Here is a 17,147-nt window from a genome sequence, read left to right on the forward strand (position 1 = left end):
GGCCGATGATTGGCTGCCATGATCGAAAGTGAAAATGGCAGACGGGTAGTCCTCGTTATGGGACTTGCCATTTCAATTTGAGATGGTAGACGAGATTTCTTTAGGCAACTAATGAGATGAACTCAGAATGGTACCGCGATTAAGCGCTTCTGTATTTAATACAGGAGCGCTTTTTTATATGATTTCGAAAAAGGAGAGAAAACATGGCGAATTTTGATCAAACAATCGTAAATCTTCAAGACGTGAGTGTGACGTTTGAATCGAGTGGCAAGCCCCTTCATGCCGTTGACAATGTGAGCCTGCAAATTAACCGTGGCGATATTTACGGGATTATCGGATATTCCGGAGCTGGGAAAAGTACCCTGGTTCGAACAATTAATCTCTTACAAAAACCGACGGATGGCAAAGTCATTGTCGGTGGCCAAGACCTGCAGAAACTTTCCAATCCGCAATTAAGATCAGCTCGTAAAAAAATTGGCATGATCTTCCAACATTTTAATTTATTAAATTCAAGAACAGTCCTTAACAACGTTGAGTATCCACTGTTAAGTCAACACATCAGCAAGGCTAAGCGACAGGCGAAGGCCAAACATCTGTTAGACGTAGTTGGTCTGCGGGAATTTGAACATTCCTATCCGGAACAACTTTCCGGTGGCCAAAAGCAGCGGGTGGCCATTGCCCGTTCACTTGCCAATGATCCTGACATCCTGGTCAGTGATGAGGCAACGAGTGCCCTTGACCCAAAGACGACTGATGATATTTTGAACCTGCTCCAACATTTAAACAAAACGTTGGGGCTGACAATTGTCCTGATTACTCATGAAATGCAGGTTATTAAATCAATCTGTCATCATGTTGCGGTAATGGATGACGGCAAGATTATTGAGCGCGGAAATGTAGCGGAAGTCTTCTCAAATCCGCAGCAAAAGCTGACCCAGAATTTTGTCGATTCATCTGCCAATGTTACCGGGGCTTTGGAGCAGATTAAATCAGATCCAAGCCTGCAGAAATTATCAGCCGACGAAAGAATCCTATATCTCAAATTCCGTGGGAAAGCCACTAAAGAATCGCTCATTTCTGATTTAACCGAGCTCTATCATCTCAAAGCAAATATCTTATTTGCGAATATTGAGCGGATCGGCGACACATCGATTGGCTATTTGATCATTATCATTTCAGGCAAATCCAAGCAGTTGGCCGACGGCATTAACTTTTTGAATCGTCACGGCGTCAGAGTCCAGCTGTTACCAGGTAAGAAGGAGGAATCAGATAAAGATGTTAACGCAAGTATTTCCTAATGTTGCTCATATTTGGCCGCAATTTGTTCAGGCAATCTGGGACACCATTTACATGACTTTGTGGTCCTCAGTTATTGCAGGTGTCTTGGGCCTGGTCGTGGGAATTGTTCTCGTGATTACGCAAAAGGGTGGTATCGCTGAAGATTCATACGTTTATGGATTAACCGATAAAATCGTCAATTTGTTGCGATCAATTCCATTTATCATTTTGTTGGCGGTCATGTTTCCAATTACGAATTTTATTGTTCACACAACCGTTGGAACCACTGCGGCATCGGTACCGTTGGTCGTTGGCATTTTTCCATTCTATGCCCGACAGGTTCAAAACGCCTTGCTGGAAATTGATCCCCAGGTGATTGAAGCTGCTCGTTCGATGGGCTCAGGCAATTTTGAAATTATTTTTCGCATTTACTTAAGAGAAGGTTTACCGGATCTTATTCGGGCTTCCATCGTAACCGTGATCAGCTTGATTGGTCTTACCACAATGGCCGGTGCAATTGGTTCCGGCGGTCTTGGGGATATTGCCATCAGTATCGGCTATGCCCGTTATGAAAATGACGTGACAATTGCCGCCATGATCGTGATTTTATTGATGGTCTTTTTCGTCCAGTTCGTCGGTGACTGGCTGGCCAAGAAAACCGTTCACTTATAAAAATCCAATCACAACTAATAAAGGAGAACACAAATGAAAAACAGCAAAGGAATTATCTATACACTTATCGGGCTTGTCGTTATTATCGGAATTGTATTCGGTATCCATACCTTGACCGGAAACAGTGCCAGCTCAAAAAATGCCACCATTACGGTTGGCTCACAAGGGTCTGACTACGACATTTGGAATCACATTGCCGATAGTAAGCAGGCTAAGAAATTAGGCTTGAAGATTAAAGTCAAGCAGATCACTGATGGCGTTCAGCTGAATAATGCCACTGCTCAGGGCAGTGTTGATGTCAACGCGTTCCAATCATATTCATATCTTCAGGCGTTCAACCAGGAACATAAAAAGAACCAGTTGGTAGCGTTAGGGACAACCTATTTGGAGCCTCTCGGAATTTACTCTGACAAGTACAAAAAGATCAGCCAAATTCCAAATGGTGCCACAATTGCCCTTGCCAACAACCCCGCCAACACTGCTCGGGGACTGTTGTTGCTTCAGAGTGCCGGCTTGATTAAGCTGAAGAAAAACTTTCCAGCTTTGGGTAATACCAGCGACATTGTCTCAAATCCAAAGCACTTGAAATTTAAAGAGATTGATGACACCACCGGTCCCCGTATTCTGCATAATCTGGATGCTGTTTTGATTTCCAACACCGTTGCCCTGGAGGGACATCTAAATGTGTTGAAAGATTCGATTTATCATGAAAAGATTAATGTCAGCACCAGAAGCAACATCAATGTGTTGGCCACTGCCAAAAAGAATAAAGACAATAAGAATTACAAAAAACTGGTTAAGCTTTATCACAATCCTGCCATTCAAAAGTACATTAAGGATCAATACGATGGCACTAAGGTTGAGGTCCAGAAGCCATTGTCATATCTGAAGTAAAGAAAAGGCCACAGACAACCCTGTGGCCTTTTTCCATGCCCTTCACATTTAACCTGTCCAACTCAGCGGTTCAATGATATATTCGAGTTAAGTAAATTTAAAACTTGGAGTGATCATTATCGCAACCGTTAAAGTAATTGAAGGACCCACAATCACATCTACCGATCCATCATCGATTCAGTGTCGAAAACATCAGCTGACATGTATTGATGGCGAAGGATATATTGAACGAATTGTTGATGAATCTGATGATGATTTTGAATCAGTTAGACAACATGCGAAGCAGACTGATCAATTGCTGACGTTGAGGCCCGATGAATATTTGCTGCCCGGGTTCATCGACCTGCACGTTCATGCGCCTCAATGGCCAAATGCCGGGGTGGCCTTGGATCGGCCGTTAAATGAATGGCTGGACACGTACACATTTCCACTTGAGTCAAAATATCAGGATGTCGATTTTGCCAAACCGGTTTATGATGACCTGGTTAAGCAGCTGCTTGCCAATGGGACAACCACCGTGCTGTACTTTGGGACTACGCATAATCCGGCAAACCTGGAATTGGCCAAAGCCTGCATCAGGCACAATCAACGTGGGTTTGTTGGCAAAGTTGCCATGGACAATCCTGATCAAACGCCGGAATATTACCGGGATGCATCTGCCAGCCAAGCAGTGGAAGATACCGAAACCTTCATCAAACAAATGATCGAATTAAACAAAACAACATCTCTCAAGCAGACACCAGTGATCACGCCACGGTTTGTACCAAGCTGCACGCCTGAATCTTTGAAAGGGTTGGGCGAGCTGGCTTGGAAGTATGATTTACCAGTCCAGTCACATTGCAGTGAAAGTGATTGGGAAAATGGATACGCATTGGAGCACTACCATAAGCGGGATGCCGAGGTCCTTGATGAATTTGGCTTGCTGACCGACAAATCAGTAATGGCTCATGGGACTTTGTTGAATCAGACCGATTTAAACAGATTTAAGGATCGTGGCGTGGCGATCGCTCATTGTCCGATTTCCAACGTCTACTTCGGTAACGCTGTGCTTCCTGTCAGCAAGCTGTTGAAGCAGAAAGTCAAAGTTGGCCTGGGCACCGACATTTCCGGCGGTTACTCGCCAAGTCTTTATCAAAATATCCGTCAGGCAGTCATGTCGTCACGAATGCTGCACGATGGCGTTAACTCTGAGCTTGATCCTGCCCAACGCGGAACAGCCAACGACCCAATTTCTGCAAAGAACGGCTTTTATCTCGCAACGGTTGGTGGAGCAGAGAGTCTTCATCTAAGGACCGGCCAAATCAAACCCGGTTACTTGGCTGATTTACAGGTGGTTCAAGCACCCATGCCTTCATTTAATGAAGAAACCATGGATCAGATTTTTGAAAAAATTATCTATAATGCTTCAAAAGATGATGTCAAACAGGTCTTTGTCCAGGGTAGATTTGCCAAATAATAAATTGATATGGAGTGATTGAAATGTGCACAAGTGTAACTTTTCTATCTGAAACAGGGGACAACTTTTTGGCTCGGACCATGGATTTTGGCTTTGAACTTAAAGGCCGGCCAGTTGTGATCCCAAGAGATCAGACATTCTCAAGTGATGTTAAAGGCAGCAATTATCACACGACCTATAGTTTTGTCGGAACCGGTCGGAATTTGGATAACTATATCCTGGTTGATGGAGTCAATGAAAAGGGCCTTAGTGCCGCTGCCCTATACTTTAGTGGAGAAGCCCAGTTTGCCAAGCAGGCAGAAGAGGGTAAAACCAATGTTGCTCCTCACGAAGTCTTGAATTGGATCCTTGGAAATGCGGCCAGCTGTGATGATTTAGGCAATCAGCTGACCAAGCTCAACATTGTTGCCGCGCCGGTTAAATTGATGGGGATCAGCGTTCCGCTTCATTGGATTATCACCGATAGATCCGGTGCCTGTTACGTGCTGGAAGTTGTCGCAGATGGGGTTCATTACATCAAGAACCCGGTGGGAGTCATGACCAACAGCCCAGATTTTGGCTGGCACTTGAAGAATTTAAGCAATTATACACAGTTGAAACCGACACCGCATCCGGCTCGTGACTACGATGGCTTTCAGGTCAATTCATTTGGACCGGGGAGTGGGGCATTAGGATTGCCAGGGGATTACACGTCGGTTTCCCGATTTATCAGAACTGTTTTTATGCGTGAGTATACGGATCAGGTTTCCACTGACCAGACTGTTACCCAGATGAGTCATATTTTGAATTCGGTTGAAATCCCCAAGGGTGTCAAGATCAAAAAAGACGGTACCGAGGATTACACTCAGTACCGTGGTTATATGGATACTCAAAATTCAATTTACTATATGCAGCCGTATGATGACCAGACGATTTATCGGGTTGCCTTAACCGAAGACTTGATGAATAAAGACCAGCCAACGGAATTTCCAATTCAAGAAAAGCAACAATTCAAATCTTTCAACTAAGCCACCTGATTTTAACAGGCAAAGAATTGATATGTGGCAGCTTGTTGAATCGGTGACGATTAATATAAATAACACTATCTTGACTGCCGCTGTCTGTATGCACAACTTTTACAGGCACGGCAGCTTTTTGATCGGCAATTCGGACTTCACAGCTGTATTGGCCGGTTTGCGGCAACTGCTGCAGGCGACTTGAAGGATTAACGATTGATAGGCCATTACTTTGCGCGTGGATCAGCTTGCCGGTTGTTTCGTAGGGATGCCCCAACAACTGATTTGCTTCGGCAATTTTTCCCAGGCTTACCAAATGTCTGATTCTGGTCGAACTGATCTTTTGCTGATCACTTGCAAGTTCATGAACGGTGACCGTTTGAACTTTGCCACCGCTGATTTGTGCCAGTGAGTCAATTGTCGTGTTGCCACCTTTGCCAAATGTGTAATCAAAGCCGGCAACCACAATTTTCGCATTGAGGCCGATAACGTACTGCTTAACGAAGGCTTTAGGAGAGAGCGCGGCAAATTGTTTGGTGAAATCAATAACGTATAAAATGTCGGCGTGATTGGATTGAACCAGTTCAATCTTTTGCTTCAGAGTGGTTAGATAGCGGAAATGAGCAGTTTTCCCGTGATTAAAAACTCGGGATGCGTGGCGGTTAAAGGTCATGACAGCCAGATTGTATCCATGCCGTTGAGCAATCTTACGGGCGGTTCCAATTACTTTTTGATGACCTTTATGAACACCGTCAAAGAAGCCCAATGCCAAGACAATTGGTTTAGTTGAAACGGCCGGCTGACGTGTTTTTGAATCTTGATTTAAATAAATAACCTTCATTGCCTGCACCTCTGGTCATCAAAACTATGTAAGTCAAAGGCTGGAAACGTTTATGTTCCCAGCCTTTGATGTTTTTACCATCTGCTACATCACGTTAGTTCGTTTGCAGTTTCTTTTCCTTAGCTTCTTTTAAGAAGTAACTCAAAGGCTTCAAGTCTTGAGCATCATACTTCTTGACGAATTCGGCAACTTTGTCTTTATCCTGCCATGAAGTATCAATGAACATGTGTTGAGTCGTCAATGGCATCTTTTTAGTTAATTTGACGTCGATGACAACCGGCTTGTCAGTCTTCTTAGCGGCTTCCATGGCTTTTTGCATGTCTTCCTTGGTGTGGACAGTGTAAGCAACAGCGCCCATGCCTTGGGTGACTTCAGCCCAGTTGGTGTCAGGCAATTCAACACCTGACAATGGCTGATGTGTATCATCGGTTTGTTCGGCTTCAATAAAGCCAAGCGTTTCGTTGGTGAAGATGATGTTAACAACGTGCAAGTTGTACTTAACCTGAGTCATGACTTCTTCCATCAACATTGCAAAGGCACCGTCACCACTCAAGCTGTAAACATCACGATCAGGGTACTCGAGCTTTGCGGCGATTGAAGCTGGTAAAGCAAAGCCCATCGTTGCGTAAATACCTGAGGTTGCCCACTTTTGATCGTCGTGCATGTTGATTAAACGTTCGAAGTTAATATCAACATTTCCGACATCAACCGCATAGACAGCTTTGTCAGAAGCGGTCTTGTTCAAAACGTCAAAGATTGGTTCTGGACGAACAGGCTTTTCATCGGAATCTTTGAAGCTGTCCTGCCAGTCGTCCCAGTTCTTCTTGTCGGCAATTGCGGCTTCATAGAAATCAGATGGTTGACGGTCTTCGCCAGCTGCCAAGATAGCTTTTAAGGCAGCCTTTGAATCTGCCAACATTGAAACATCGTTGTGACGACGTTTGCCGAGCTTTTCGCTTTCAATATCAATTTGAATAACTTTGGCATGCTTATTAAACAGGAAGACACTGAATGGAACGTTGGTGCCAACCCATAAGATCAAGTCTGTGCTGAAGCCGATTTCCGAACCAGGCTTTGGTGCAACCCGACCGGTTGAGCCGAGATAAGCAGGGTAGTCATCAGGAATAATGCCCTTTGCAAGGAATGATGATACCAATGGCATCTTGAATTTCTCTGAGGCTTCCTTCAATTCTTCAGCGGCATCTTTAGCACCGATTCCGAAGTAAATCATTGGTGATTTAGCTTCTTTAATCAGCTTGACTGCTTCTTGAACGTCTTCAGAACGAGGACTTGGATAGACAGGTGTTTGATGAGACTTGACGTTTGGTTCATAAGTATCATCAATTTGTGCCCATCCGAGATCCTTTGGAATTGTCAAAACGGCAACGCCATGCTTCATGTAGGCTTGACGAATGGCTTCATCGGTCATCCGTGGCAATGCGTCTGCGGTCATGGCAGTTCGGTTCCAGACAGCAACATCATCAAAAATTGGTTCTTCATCCATTGCCTGGAAGAAGTCCATGTTCATGTTTCCGGTTGGAACTTGAGCAACTAACGCAACGACTGGAACGCCATCGCTCTTGGCGTCATAAAGTCCGTTGAGCAGATGAACGGCACCTGGGCCGGCTGAACCGAAGCAGACACCAACTTTACCGGTGAACTTTGCGGTAGCTGCCGCAGCAATCGCACCAGCTTCCTCGTGACGAACTTGAACGTAGTTAATTTTATCGGTTTGATTGTGAATCGCATTCATGGTCGAGTCAAATGAGCCACCTGGCAGGCCGTAGATGTTCTTAACACCCCATTGTTCCAAAACTTTAAGAACAGCATCTGAACCACTAATTTTTTCAACCAGGCAAATTACAAGTTTAATCCGAACAAGCCCGGAATCTTTCAATGGCAGTCTGTTGATGATGTATTTTTAATGGTCGTTGATTAATTAGTTCAAGTGCTGCTAGGATCTCATCAGTCGTTACTTGGCTAAAATTGGTCTTTTTCGGGAAGAACCAGCGTAACCGTCTATTAAAATATTCATTGGAACCTCGCTCCCATGGTGAATATGGATGGCAAAAATAAACTTTGATCTGATAATCCTGTTCTAAGGCCTGATAATTGGCAAACTCTTTACCATGATCAACAGTAATGGATTTTACTTGGGGACCGAAGGCCCCCATAAACTTGCCAAAGGCGGTGTTTAGAGCCTTAGCCGTTCTATTAGGGGCTTTGATGGCCCATAGAAGTCGGGTCTTACGTTCTACGAATGTAACCAGACATGATCGTGACTCACTTCGACTAGAAAGCACCGTATCTACTTCCCAATGACCAAAAGCTAACCGTTGATTAACAGTTGTTGGCCGTTGTTCGATGGAAGTCCCACTTGTAAATTTCCCACGATTTTCGCTCACTCGGTGCTGGCGGACATTCCGATTGGGTAGATCAGTCAATTTGAAGGGGAGCCAGCCACGATTAAGCCAATTATAAATTGACGCAGTGCTCAAGTTATAAGCGGCCGCAATGGTTTCTGGTGACCAGGTTAATCGTAAGTGATTGGTAATTAAAGTCGCTAATGCTGCCGTCAGCATCGAACGACGACCGCAATTCCGCCTTTTGCGATCTGCATCTTGCTGAGCTAATTCTGGATCATAAGGTTTAACCCGGTCCAACTCATAGCTAATCGTAGCTTTGGCGACGCCTAAGGCGTCAGCCATTACTTGGTAAGATTTATTCCCCTCATTGACCAGTTGTGCTAGTGCGCCACGTTGAAAACGTGATAAAGTAGATGTACCCAAAGTAATCACTCCCTATATTGGTTGGAATTAGCTACTACCATTGTAAGTGATTGCTTTGGGCTTTTTAATTTCTGTTCGGATTAATTATAGAATTTGCCACCATAAATAAATAACCCCCTAAAAGTTTATATCTTTTCTTGTTACTAACTTTAGTGTAGTGCCATACTTACAAAATGTAAACGCTTTAATAATAAATTGATGGTCATTTCATAATGATTTATTAAACCCGCAAGATTGGCGTTCTTATTTGAAAGTAAGCGCATACAGAACTATACTGGATTTTAGGAGATGGCAATTATGGATGCAATTAGATACTATACACGAACAGGGAATACCGAAAAGCTTGCCAACTTGTTGGGCAAACAATTGAAACTTGAAGCTAAGTCAATTGAGACGCCAATTAGTCAGCCTGTCGACCGGCTGTATCTTGGCGGTGGCATTTATAATTTGAATGTTGACGAACATTTGAAGGACTTTGCCAGGAACCTGGATCCAAAGATGGTAAAGGAAGTATTCTTATTCGGCACTTCCGGCAGTCTGTTTACTGTTGAGAAGCAATTAACCAAGATTTTCGATAAAAAAGGGATCAAAGTAGAAAAGGACCACTTGTTCCTCCATGGCTTGATGCCTAAGCTGGGAAACATTAATGGTCATCAAAAAGAAGAAATTGATGAGTTTGCCAAGGAGACTGAAACTGAATAGTTTGACTTGGCTCTTTCCTATAAAACAATAAAGGACGATTCCCGCAGTGGGAGTCGTCCTTTATTGTTTAAGAAATCCTTAAGAACTGATTAGTAAATGAATGAGAGGGTTGTTGGTCTGACAAACGAATGAGTCGTTTATCGCCTTTTTATGAACAGGGGCTACTCATAATTTACTAATGAGGCTTTATGACGCTATTCAAATCAAATGACAAGTTTTTTTAGACCCAGTATAATTAAGACGTAATCAAAGATATAAACACTTAAAACTGTTGTAACCGCAACCCCTATAGGAGGCCGATTATTATGGCAAAGCAAACTAAATATCACAGTGCTTATTTTGCTCAAATTTTAAAAGGTTTTACTCTTACTTTGATGACTTTCCTAATTGTTTTAGGAATTAATCTGGTGAATCACGCAGGTCAACAAAGCAACAACCATTTTTCACTATTGCAGCCAGCCAAAGTCGCTGCTGACGATGTCACCGACGTAAAAGAAGTGAAGTATGTTTTGCACGGCGTTGACCTTTACGGTGATCCAATTGATGTCCCATTTAACAACAAAACAATTACGATGCAGTCTACTGAGAAATTATTTGATTCATCTATTGATGCATCGGAATATCTCAAAATGTCCTTTGATAATGGCCGGTACACTTTCCGGGCGTATTACTCTGATCAGAAAACCGAGAGCGGCAAAATGTACTTTAGAGACCAAGACGATCACGAGATGAATTTTAAGCTCGTTTATACTAACTGGCCAAAAAGGCTTGCCGGCACTTCTGTTGTGAATATTTACGTTGTTTATGAAGATCACCAGTCGACCAAACCTAATAAAATTACTTTGACGGCGGATGCACAGAATAAGGAGCCTGATAAAACCAAACGTTTTTACACCGATGTTAATGGGAATGAATTAAAGAAACCACAAATATATAACAATGCGGATGTGCCAAAATATGATCCGGATTTTCCTCTGACAATTGGTAACTATAAGTTCACTGCCTTAGCTATGAGAAAGCCGAATAATGCTGGGACCTATGTTTTTTCAGCCGACAAACTCTTTGCAGGTTTACGAGCTGATGTTCCAATTGGTGACATTACCTACCAACACATTTATCCACTCGAACTCCTAACTTATTATGGAACCGTCTTGTCCAACCTCGATCCTGGATCGACGACCACTTATGTTTATGAAAAGTTCGCCAACAAATTAACAATTCAATATCTGGATGAAAATGGCAAGCCGATTGCTAACCAAAAGGAACAGGAAAAGATGATTCCGCTCAACGAAAATTATTCCGAAACTGCACCAGAAATTTCCGGCTATACGTTAACCAGTGAAAAGACTTTGACTGGTAAGCTGAGCGCTGACACAACGATTACTTTCAAATACAAAAGTAATAAAGTCACTCCGCCAACTCCCAAGCCGGGTCCATCGACTCTTGATGTGAAACCAGACGTAACCCCAAGTACCCCGGAATTTCCAACTCATCCAACCATGCCGGATGGCACCCAGCTGCCAAATTACGCCCAAGTTCAGGGTGGCGCGGTTTATTCACTGAAGAAAGTTTATCTATATAAGAACGCGAATTTCAAACAATCTCAGCGAATTGCTTCATATACCAAGAAACCACGGATTAACCGACCAATGTTTGTCGTCCTGAATTATGCCAAAGACAATCAAGGCCGACTGCGTTACTACGTGAAAGATGTTAACCACCATTCAAAGACGGCTGGTAAGAAGGGCTATATAACTGCTTCATGGAGCTCCGTTCGACCAGTTTACTATCAAAGTAACCATCAACAGATAACCGTCATCAATCCAACTGGTGTCTATGAATACACCAACAAGAATCTCACTGGGAAGGTTAAGAACGTGAAACAAGGAACGACTTTGAAGGTGACGAAGATCATCCGTCACAATTTAACCACCCGTTATCAATTAGCCAACGGCCACTACATTACCGGAAACCGTAAGTTGGTGACGAACGGCAAGACCAAACAACCCCAGAAGATTAAAGTGAAGAAAACGATTTACCGTTACAACAACGTTAACTTCGGCAAACGAACGAAACTAATCAAGAAAGGGACAGTGCTCAAGGTAAAATCTTGGACATACTCCGACCGATATTCTGCAAAGAAACACGGAACGATGCGTTATCAAGTTGCCGGTGGTTATATAACTGCCAACAATAAATACGTTAAAGTTTATTAGGGTCTGTCTGGAAACTATTTAAGCCAAATCAAAATTGAAGCAATGTAAATGGTTTGTAGAAAAACATGCGCTAGTTTATCATATCGCGTCGCAATCCGCCGGTAATTCTTCAATTGATTAAAGTAATTCTCGATCAAATGGCGTTCACAATAGACGTAATAATCACAATCCCACTTGTCTTGGGCATTACTTTTAGGTGGAATCGTATATTGACCGCCTTCAGCTTCAATATACTGGCGCAGTTCCTTAGTCCCATAAGCTTTATCGGCAATCAGATTAACGCCGGCTAAAGCTAATTGTCGCAGTAATGGTTCAGCTGCCCGACTATCATGAACTTGGCCGCCGGTAAGGATAAAACATAATGGATTTCCAAGGCCATCCACCACCGCATGAATTTTAGTGGTTCGACCACCACGGCTTAGACCGATGGCTTGATTCTCAACGTCACAGCGGGCGTTTTTTTAGCGCCCGTGGCCTTTTGATGAGCTCGAATGCTAGTTGAATCGAGGCTGATATTTTCCATATCCGGTTCATCGATCAAATCCTTAAAGATCCGTTCAAACAAGCCGGCATCAACCCAACTACGATAACGACTATAGCTGGTTTTCCATGAACCGTATCGTTCAGGAATATCACGCCAGGTGGCGCCACTTTTTAGCAACCAGAGAACCGCATTAAAAACTTGGCGATTAGGTATTTTAGGTGGGCGTCCGGTTTTATAGGGCGGAAAACGGTCCTCAATCCGGGCCCATTGCTCATCAGTAATTTCATAACGTTTCGGAATTGTCATCGGCGAAAACCTCAATTTGTTTTTTATCAAGATTATACACGATTATTTTGTTTCCAGACAGACCCTATTAAATACCGAGAAGTGTCAGTCTCAAGCAATATTTGAGGCTGGCACTTTTTTGCAGCTGACTGTTTGATCATCATTAACAAATATTTGCATGTGAACAAAACTTTTACATTTCCTTCACGGTAACTTTACAAGGCCGTTTTATGATGTAGCCGTATCATAGAAAAGGGTATTGGAGGAAACAATCTTGAAAAAGCAAATTGCATTGATTGCCGTTACTTTAGGTTTATTTTCCGTTGGGGCACCCGTTGCATCGCATAATTTTTCACCGGTTGCAACTGCAGCTGCCAAGACCACCGAGGTTGTACCCGGTTCACAGATTAAATTGGCTGGCGCGGTAAACGTCCGAGATTTAGGTGGCTACAAAACTGAATCCGGTAAAGTGATTAAGCCGAATATGCTGATTCGTTCCGCAAAGCTGAACACGCTGACTTCAAATGATGAAGCCATTTTGACCAAAGAGCATCATGTAGCTGTTGATGTTGACTTGAGAACCCCCGCTGAAATGAAGGAAGCGCCGGACAAACGAATGAGCGGTGTTAAATACATTGCCAACCCGGTTGTTTCGGATGCTGAATCCAAAGAAAACGATAAGATTGCCAATGGCCAAACTGGGATGATCGATTACTACAAGTACTTCGTTGATTCAACCCAGGGACGCCATGCTTACAAAGTATTATTCCATGAACTCTTAACAGTGCCAAGCAACAAAGCGGTTCGATGGCATTGCAGTGCCGGTAAGGATCGGGCAGGATTCGGCACCGCTTTGATCATGACCGCCCTGGGTGTTAACAAATCAACCATTTATAAAGATTACCTGTTGTCCAATAAATACCGAAAGCAAACCAATGACCAGGCATTGGCCGAACTCCGAAAGAAGGGTGCAAGCAAAGCGACAATTAAAAAGAACTACTACGGTTTGATTGTTGAAAAAGCCTATTTGGATGAAGCTTATAAGGAGGCTGAGACCCATTATGGTTCAATGAAAGGGTTCCTTGAAAAGGGACTTGGCTTAACCCAAGCTGATTTAACCAAACTACAAAATAAATATTTAGAGAAATAGCCCACATGTTTTAACCCCCACCTCACGCAAAAAGCCCATCTTTATCAATTCTGGTAAAGATGGGCTTTTTTCTGTGGCCTGATTAGTTGAGATTCATAAATTGTACCACCGGATTAATTTTTTGTTCCTTAGCCAATTTGGCTGCCGAATTTTCAATCTTGGACCGGCTGTTTTGACCCTTTTTCGTTAAAGCAATCATCATTACTTCTTTGGAAGTATTTGATTGATCCTTTACTTTGCCAATGTAAATATTGGCAATGAGTTTGGCATATTTGTCACTTAGTCCGGTTTGAATCACTTGAAGCTTCTTTGACTGACTATCGGTGCTGGTATTGGTTAAACCGGCACTAGAGGAGTCGGTATCTGTTGAAGAGGTATTTCCCTGAATCGCATCTTTTTCACCAGTTTGCTTGATATAACTTTGAAATTCTTTTGGCGTGATGTAATTACCCTTAGTTAATTGCTTGAGGTTTAATTGATAGTCGCCCAAGTGGTAATCTTTCAAAGATTTGTTGAGATTTTCGATTTCTTGATCATTGAGTCGTCTTCCAATCACTGACAAGTCAATTTGTTTTCCAGATATTGACTGCTTGGCGATGTATTGATCACCCATCTTGGCGTCAATAAACTCCGATAACTCCGTATCAATGTATGATTTATGGACGATTGAATAAGCTGAAATTGAGCTGGGGATGATAATGATGATCGAGATAACCAAGATTAACATTCGCTGCTTAAAAGGGACATTCAACTTTTCGCCGCTTCGAACCCGAAAGAAAATAGTTCCGATAGCGGTTGATAGCGCGATGAAAAAGACGTTGATTAAAAAAAGATAACCGGCACCCAAAATAAATGTCGAATTTAAATGGCTGATTCCATAGCCGACTGTACATAGTGGTGGCATTAAAGCTGTCGCAATTGCAACGCCGGGGACGATGTTGCCGCCATCCTTTTTCGCAGAGCTGATGACACCGGCAAATCCACCGACAATTGCAATCAAGACATCCCAAAGTGTTGGCTCGGTTCTGGCCAGCAGTTGGGCACTGGTTGCGTTTAAAGGTGAGATGAAGAAATAGATTGTCGCTCCCACGACGGCAACGGTCACTTGAATTAAAAGCAGGCGGGTTGACCGGGCGAGAATCTTTGGGTCACGATTCCCCACTCCATAACCAATCCCAACAACTGGTGCCATTAATGGTGATATCAGCATTGCCCCAATGACGATTGGTGGTGAATCGACATTTAAACCAACACAGGCAATAATAATGGCACAGAACAAAATAGCCTGGGTTGACCAGGTAAAGTTGAGCCCCTTCCTGACATTTTGACCTAGGATCCCCGTTGAAAGTTGTTCCATTACAATCATCTCCCTCATGTGATATTCTGGTTTTAGAATATCACACTTGATGATTATTTAAATCTTTGAAGTCCGGGGCAGACACGGACCGATAATTTCCGTATACTGTATGATGTGACTATTTCAAAAAAGAGGATTGACTAGATGACGCCCCAAGAACTTCTAAAAACTAAATTTGGATACGACAGCTTTCGCCCGGGACAGCAGGCTGTTATTGACGACATCATGGCCCATAAGAATGTGTTGACCATTATGCCGACCGGTGGTGGTAAATCACTTTGTTATCAAATTCCGGCAATGCTAGAAGATGGCTTGACACTGGTTGTTTCGCCATTGATTGCATTGATGAAGGATCAGGTGGACGGTTTAAATGAAACTGGTATCCCGGCAACCTTTATCAACAGCAGTCTGGATTTTGACGAAATGGATGAACGGTTTGCCCAAGCTCGCAACGGGGAAGTCAAACTGTTATACGTTTCCCCTGAACGACTGGATTCCGGTGCCTTTTCAAGACTTGCCAGCCTGCCGATTGATTTGGTAGCCGTTGACGAAGCGCATTGTATTTCTCAGTGGGGCCACGATTTTCGGCCAAGCTATTTGGCTTTGACCGAACGACTGCATCAACTACCGACCAAGCCAACAATTGTGGCGTTGACAGCGACCGCTACGCCACAGGTGGCCGATGATATCAAGCAGCGGCTGGACATTCAAGATGAGGTTAAAACCGGTTTTGAACGTGACAACTTGGCATTTAAGGTTGTTAAGGGTCAGGACAGCGACAAATACATTTTGGACTACTTGAAGCTGAACTCCGGTGAGTCCGGCATTATCTATGCCAGCACTCGCAAGAAAGTTGAGCGATTGACCAAATTACTCAAGAAACATAAATTTTCCGTTGCCAAGTATCATGGCGGGATGACCAAAGACCAGCGCCGTAAAAGTCAGGATGACTTTCTGTATGATCGGGCCTTGGTTATGGTTGCCACCAATGCCTTTGGAATGGGGATTGATAAGAGCAACGTGCGCTTTGTGATTCATGACGCCGTTCCCGGCAGCTTGGAAGAATATTATCAGGAAGCCGGTCGTGCCGGCCGGGATGGTCTTCCCAGCGAAGCAATCTTATTATTTAAATTAAAAGATGTTCAAACTCAGCATTTCTTCATTGATCAGTCTGAACGAGACGATGAAAGCAAGCAGCGGGCATACAAAAAGCTCCAGATTATGACGCAGTATGCGAATACCCAGCAGTGTCTGCAGCAGTTTATTCTTGAATATTTTGGTGACGAGGGACCAACTTGTGGTCGCTGCAGTAATTGCCTTGATACCAGAGAATCGCAGGACATTACCGTGGATACACAAAAGGTTTTGTCTTGTGTTTTGAGGATGAAAGAACGATTTGGCAAGAGCCTGGTTGCTCAGGTTCTGACCGGATCCAAGGTTCAAAAGGTGAAGCAGCTTCGATTTAATGAACTTTCAACGTATGGGATTATGAAAGGGATGCATCAAAAAGATGTTGTCGGCTTGATTGATTATTTGACTGCCACTGGTTATTTAGCTGCCAGCGGTGGCCAATTCCCAATCCTCAGAGTGACGACTTTGGGAGCCGATGTTTTACAGGGAAAGGAAAAGGTTTCCCGGAAGATTTCCATTAAGGCTACCAAGGCATTGTCAGAAAATGATGACTTATTTGAAAGCCTTCGTCAGTTAAGACGAGAATTGGCTGAAAAGCAGGGCGTTCCACCATTCGTCATTTTCTCAGATAAGACACTCCATGAGATGAGCGCTGTGATGCCAACCACTGATTCTCAAATGTTGGATGTGAAGGGTGTCGGTGAAAGCAAGCTCGCCAAGTACGGTGAACAGTTCCTGGACGCTATTTCAAATTATCAAGATAATCAAAAAGCAGAAGTCAAAGCATAATTGCGTTTGTGGCAAAGGGTTCCCAGTATCGGACAGTCGATATGGGAACCTTTTTTGGCATATTATTAAAGCTTAATCTCACCAGTGGGTTGACCATTCGTGTTATAA

At 43.4% G+C, this 17,147-nt stretch carries 14 protein-coding genes and 1 other annotated feature (1 of these 15 cut by a window edge); of the genes, 9 read left to right on the forward strand and 5 right to left on the reverse strand.

The window, feature by feature from the left end; genetic code table 11:
* Positions 1-154 (forward strand) — a binding site (T-box leader); it begins 89 nt to the left of the window's first position.
* 49 nt (positions 155-203) lie between these two features.
* From DNL43_RS07420 to DNL43_RS07440, 5 genes are all read left to right on the forward strand, one after another.
* Positions 204-1,298, forward strand: a complete 1,095-nt coding sequence (locus DNL43_RS07420) for a methionine ABC transporter ATP-binding protein (RefSeq protein ID WP_056982635.1) — start codon at positions 204-206, stop codon at positions 1,296-1,298.
* On the forward strand, positions 1,276-1,950 hold the full coding sequence (locus tag DNL43_RS07425) for a methionine ABC transporter permease (RefSeq protein WP_056982637.1): 675 nt from the start codon (positions 1,276-1,278) through the stop codon (positions 1,948-1,950). Before DNL43_RS07420 ends, DNL43_RS07425 begins: the two co-directional genes overlap by 23 nt.
* Before the next feature lie 33 nt (positions 1,951-1,983).
* Complete coding sequence (locus DNL43_RS07430) at positions 1,984-2,844, forward strand: MetQ/NlpA family ABC transporter substrate-binding protein (RefSeq protein WP_054769773.1); 861 nt, start codon at positions 1,984-1,986, stop codon at positions 2,842-2,844.
* 109 nt (positions 2,845-2,953) lie between these two features.
* A complete protein-coding gene (gene guaD / locus DNL43_RS07435; RefSeq protein ID WP_082619756.1) occupies positions 2,954-4,300 on the forward strand; it encodes a guanine deaminase in 1,347 nt (448 codons plus the stop codon).
* Between the two features lie 23 nt (positions 4,301-4,323).
* Entirely contained in the window at positions 4,324-5,307 is a 984-nt protein-coding gene (locus tag DNL43_RS07440; protein WP_056982639.1) for a choloylglycine hydrolase family protein, read from the forward strand.
* On the opposite strand, the gene DNL43_RS07445 is transcribed toward DNL43_RS07440, so the two are convergent.
* From DNL43_RS07445 to DNL43_RS07455, 3 genes are all read right to left on the reverse strand, one after another.
* Positions 5,300-6,136 (reverse strand): FAD synthetase family protein, encoded by an 837-nt coding sequence (locus DNL43_RS07445; protein ID WP_056982641.1) that lies wholly within the window; start codon positions 6,134-6,136, stop codon positions 5,300-5,302. The two genes, DNL43_RS07440 and DNL43_RS07445, sit on opposite strands and share 8 nt — an antisense overlap.
* A 94-nt stretch (positions 6,137-6,230) precedes the next feature.
* Complete coding sequence (gene spxB, locus DNL43_RS07450) at positions 6,231-7,991, reverse strand: pyruvate oxidase (protein ID WP_095345033.1); 1,761 nt, start codon at positions 7,989-7,991, stop codon at positions 6,231-6,233.
* 13 nt (positions 7,992-8,004) lie between these two features.
* Positions 8,005-8,925, reverse strand: a complete 921-nt coding sequence (locus DNL43_RS07455) for an IS30-like element ISLsa1 family transposase (protein WP_011373852.1) — start codon at positions 8,923-8,925, stop codon at positions 8,005-8,007.
* A gap of 297 nt (positions 8,926-9,222) precedes the next feature.
* Between DNL43_RS07455 and DNL43_RS07460 the strand changes: the two genes are divergently transcribed.
* Both DNL43_RS07460 and DNL43_RS07465 read left to right on the forward strand, forming a co-directional pair.
* Positions 9,223-9,627: a flavodoxin family protein gene (locus DNL43_RS07460; RefSeq protein WP_054769771.1), complete on the forward strand. Its 405-nt coding sequence runs from the start codon at positions 9,223-9,225 to the stop codon at positions 9,625-9,627.
* Positions 9,628-9,932: 305 nt separating this feature from the next.
* The gene (locus tag DNL43_RS07465) at positions 9,933-11,843 is read left to right on the forward strand and encodes a DUF5776 domain-containing protein (protein WP_056982644.1); all 1,911 of its coding nucleotides are present in this window, start codon (positions 9,933-9,935) and stop codon (positions 11,841-11,843) included.
* 14 nt (positions 11,844-11,857) lie between these two features.
* Here the strand turns inward: DNL43_RS07465 and DNL43_RS07470 are convergent.
* Positions 11,858-12,633 (reverse strand): IS5 family transposase gene (locus tag DNL43_RS07470; protein ID WP_109249013.1). Its coding sequence is split into 2 segments (ribosomal slippage): positions 11,858-12,306 and positions 12,306-12,633, totalling 777 coding nucleotides; the frame shifts between segments, so codons are not numbered across the junction.
* 253 nt (positions 12,634-12,886) lie between these two features.
* Between DNL43_RS07470 and DNL43_RS07475 the strand changes: the two genes are divergently transcribed.
* Positions 12,887-13,762, forward strand: coding sequence for a tyrosine-protein phosphatase (locus tag DNL43_RS07475; protein ID WP_225364696.1), 876 nt, complete (start codon positions 12,887-12,889; stop codon positions 13,760-13,762).
* An 82-nt stretch (positions 13,763-13,844) separates the two neighbouring features.
* On the opposite strand, the gene DNL43_RS07480 is transcribed toward DNL43_RS07475, so the two are convergent.
* Positions 13,845-15,119 (reverse strand): DUF389 domain-containing protein, encoded by a 1,275-nt coding sequence (locus DNL43_RS07480; RefSeq protein ID WP_056982751.1) that lies wholly within the window; start codon positions 15,117-15,119, stop codon positions 13,845-13,847.
* 144 nt (positions 15,120-15,263) lie between these two features.
* Here DNL43_RS07480 and recQ point away from each other — a divergent pair, with 144 nt between their 5' ends.
* Complete coding sequence (recQ, locus tag DNL43_RS07485; RefSeq protein WP_056982749.1) at positions 15,264-17,039, forward strand: DNA helicase RecQ; 1,776 nt, start codon at positions 15,264-15,266, stop codon at positions 17,037-17,039.
* The last annotated feature ends 108 nt before the right edge of the window (positions 17,040-17,147 follow it).

This window comes from Lentilactobacillus kefiri (genome assembly GCF_009739535.1).
In the GTDB taxonomy this organism is placed as follows: Bacteria; Bacillota; Bacilli; order Lactobacillales; family Lactobacillaceae; genus Lentilactobacillus; species Lentilactobacillus kefiri.

Excerpts from the sequence above, each read along its gene's own strand:
- DNL43_RS07440 (WP_056982639.1), top strand. The coding sequence starts at position 4,324 with ATGTGCACAAGTGTAACTTTTCTATCTGAAACAGGGGACAACTTTTTG.
- DNL43_RS07420 (WP_056982635.1), top strand. The coding sequence starts at position 204 with ATGGCGAATTTTGATCAAACAATCGTAAATCTTCAAGACGTGAGTGTG.
- DNL43_RS07460 (WP_054769771.1), top strand. The coding sequence starts at position 9,223 with ATGGATGCAATTAGATACTATACACGAACAGGGAATACCGAAAAGCTT.
- recQ (WP_056982749.1), top strand. The coding sequence starts at position 15,264 with ATGACGCCCCAAGAACTTCTAAAAACTAAATTTGGATACGACAGCTTT.
- DNL43_RS07480 (WP_056982751.1), bottom strand. The coding sequence starts at position 15,119 with ATGGAACAACTTTCAACGGGGATCCTAGGTCAAAATGTCAGGAAGGGG.
- DNL43_RS07445 (WP_056982641.1), bottom strand. The coding sequence starts at position 6,136 with ATGAAGGTTATTTATTTAAATCAAGATTCAAAAACACGTCAGCCGGCC.
- DNL43_RS07430 (WP_054769773.1), top strand. The coding sequence starts at position 1,984 with ATGAAAAACAGCAAAGGAATTATCTATACACTTATCGGGCTTGTCGTT.
- DNL43_RS07465 (WP_056982644.1), top strand. The coding sequence starts at position 9,933 with ATGGCAAAGCAAACTAAATATCACAGTGCTTATTTTGCTCAAATTTTA.
- DNL43_RS07425 (WP_056982637.1), top strand. The coding sequence starts at position 1,276 with ATGTTAACGCAAGTATTTCCTAATGTTGCTCATATTTGGCCGCAATTT.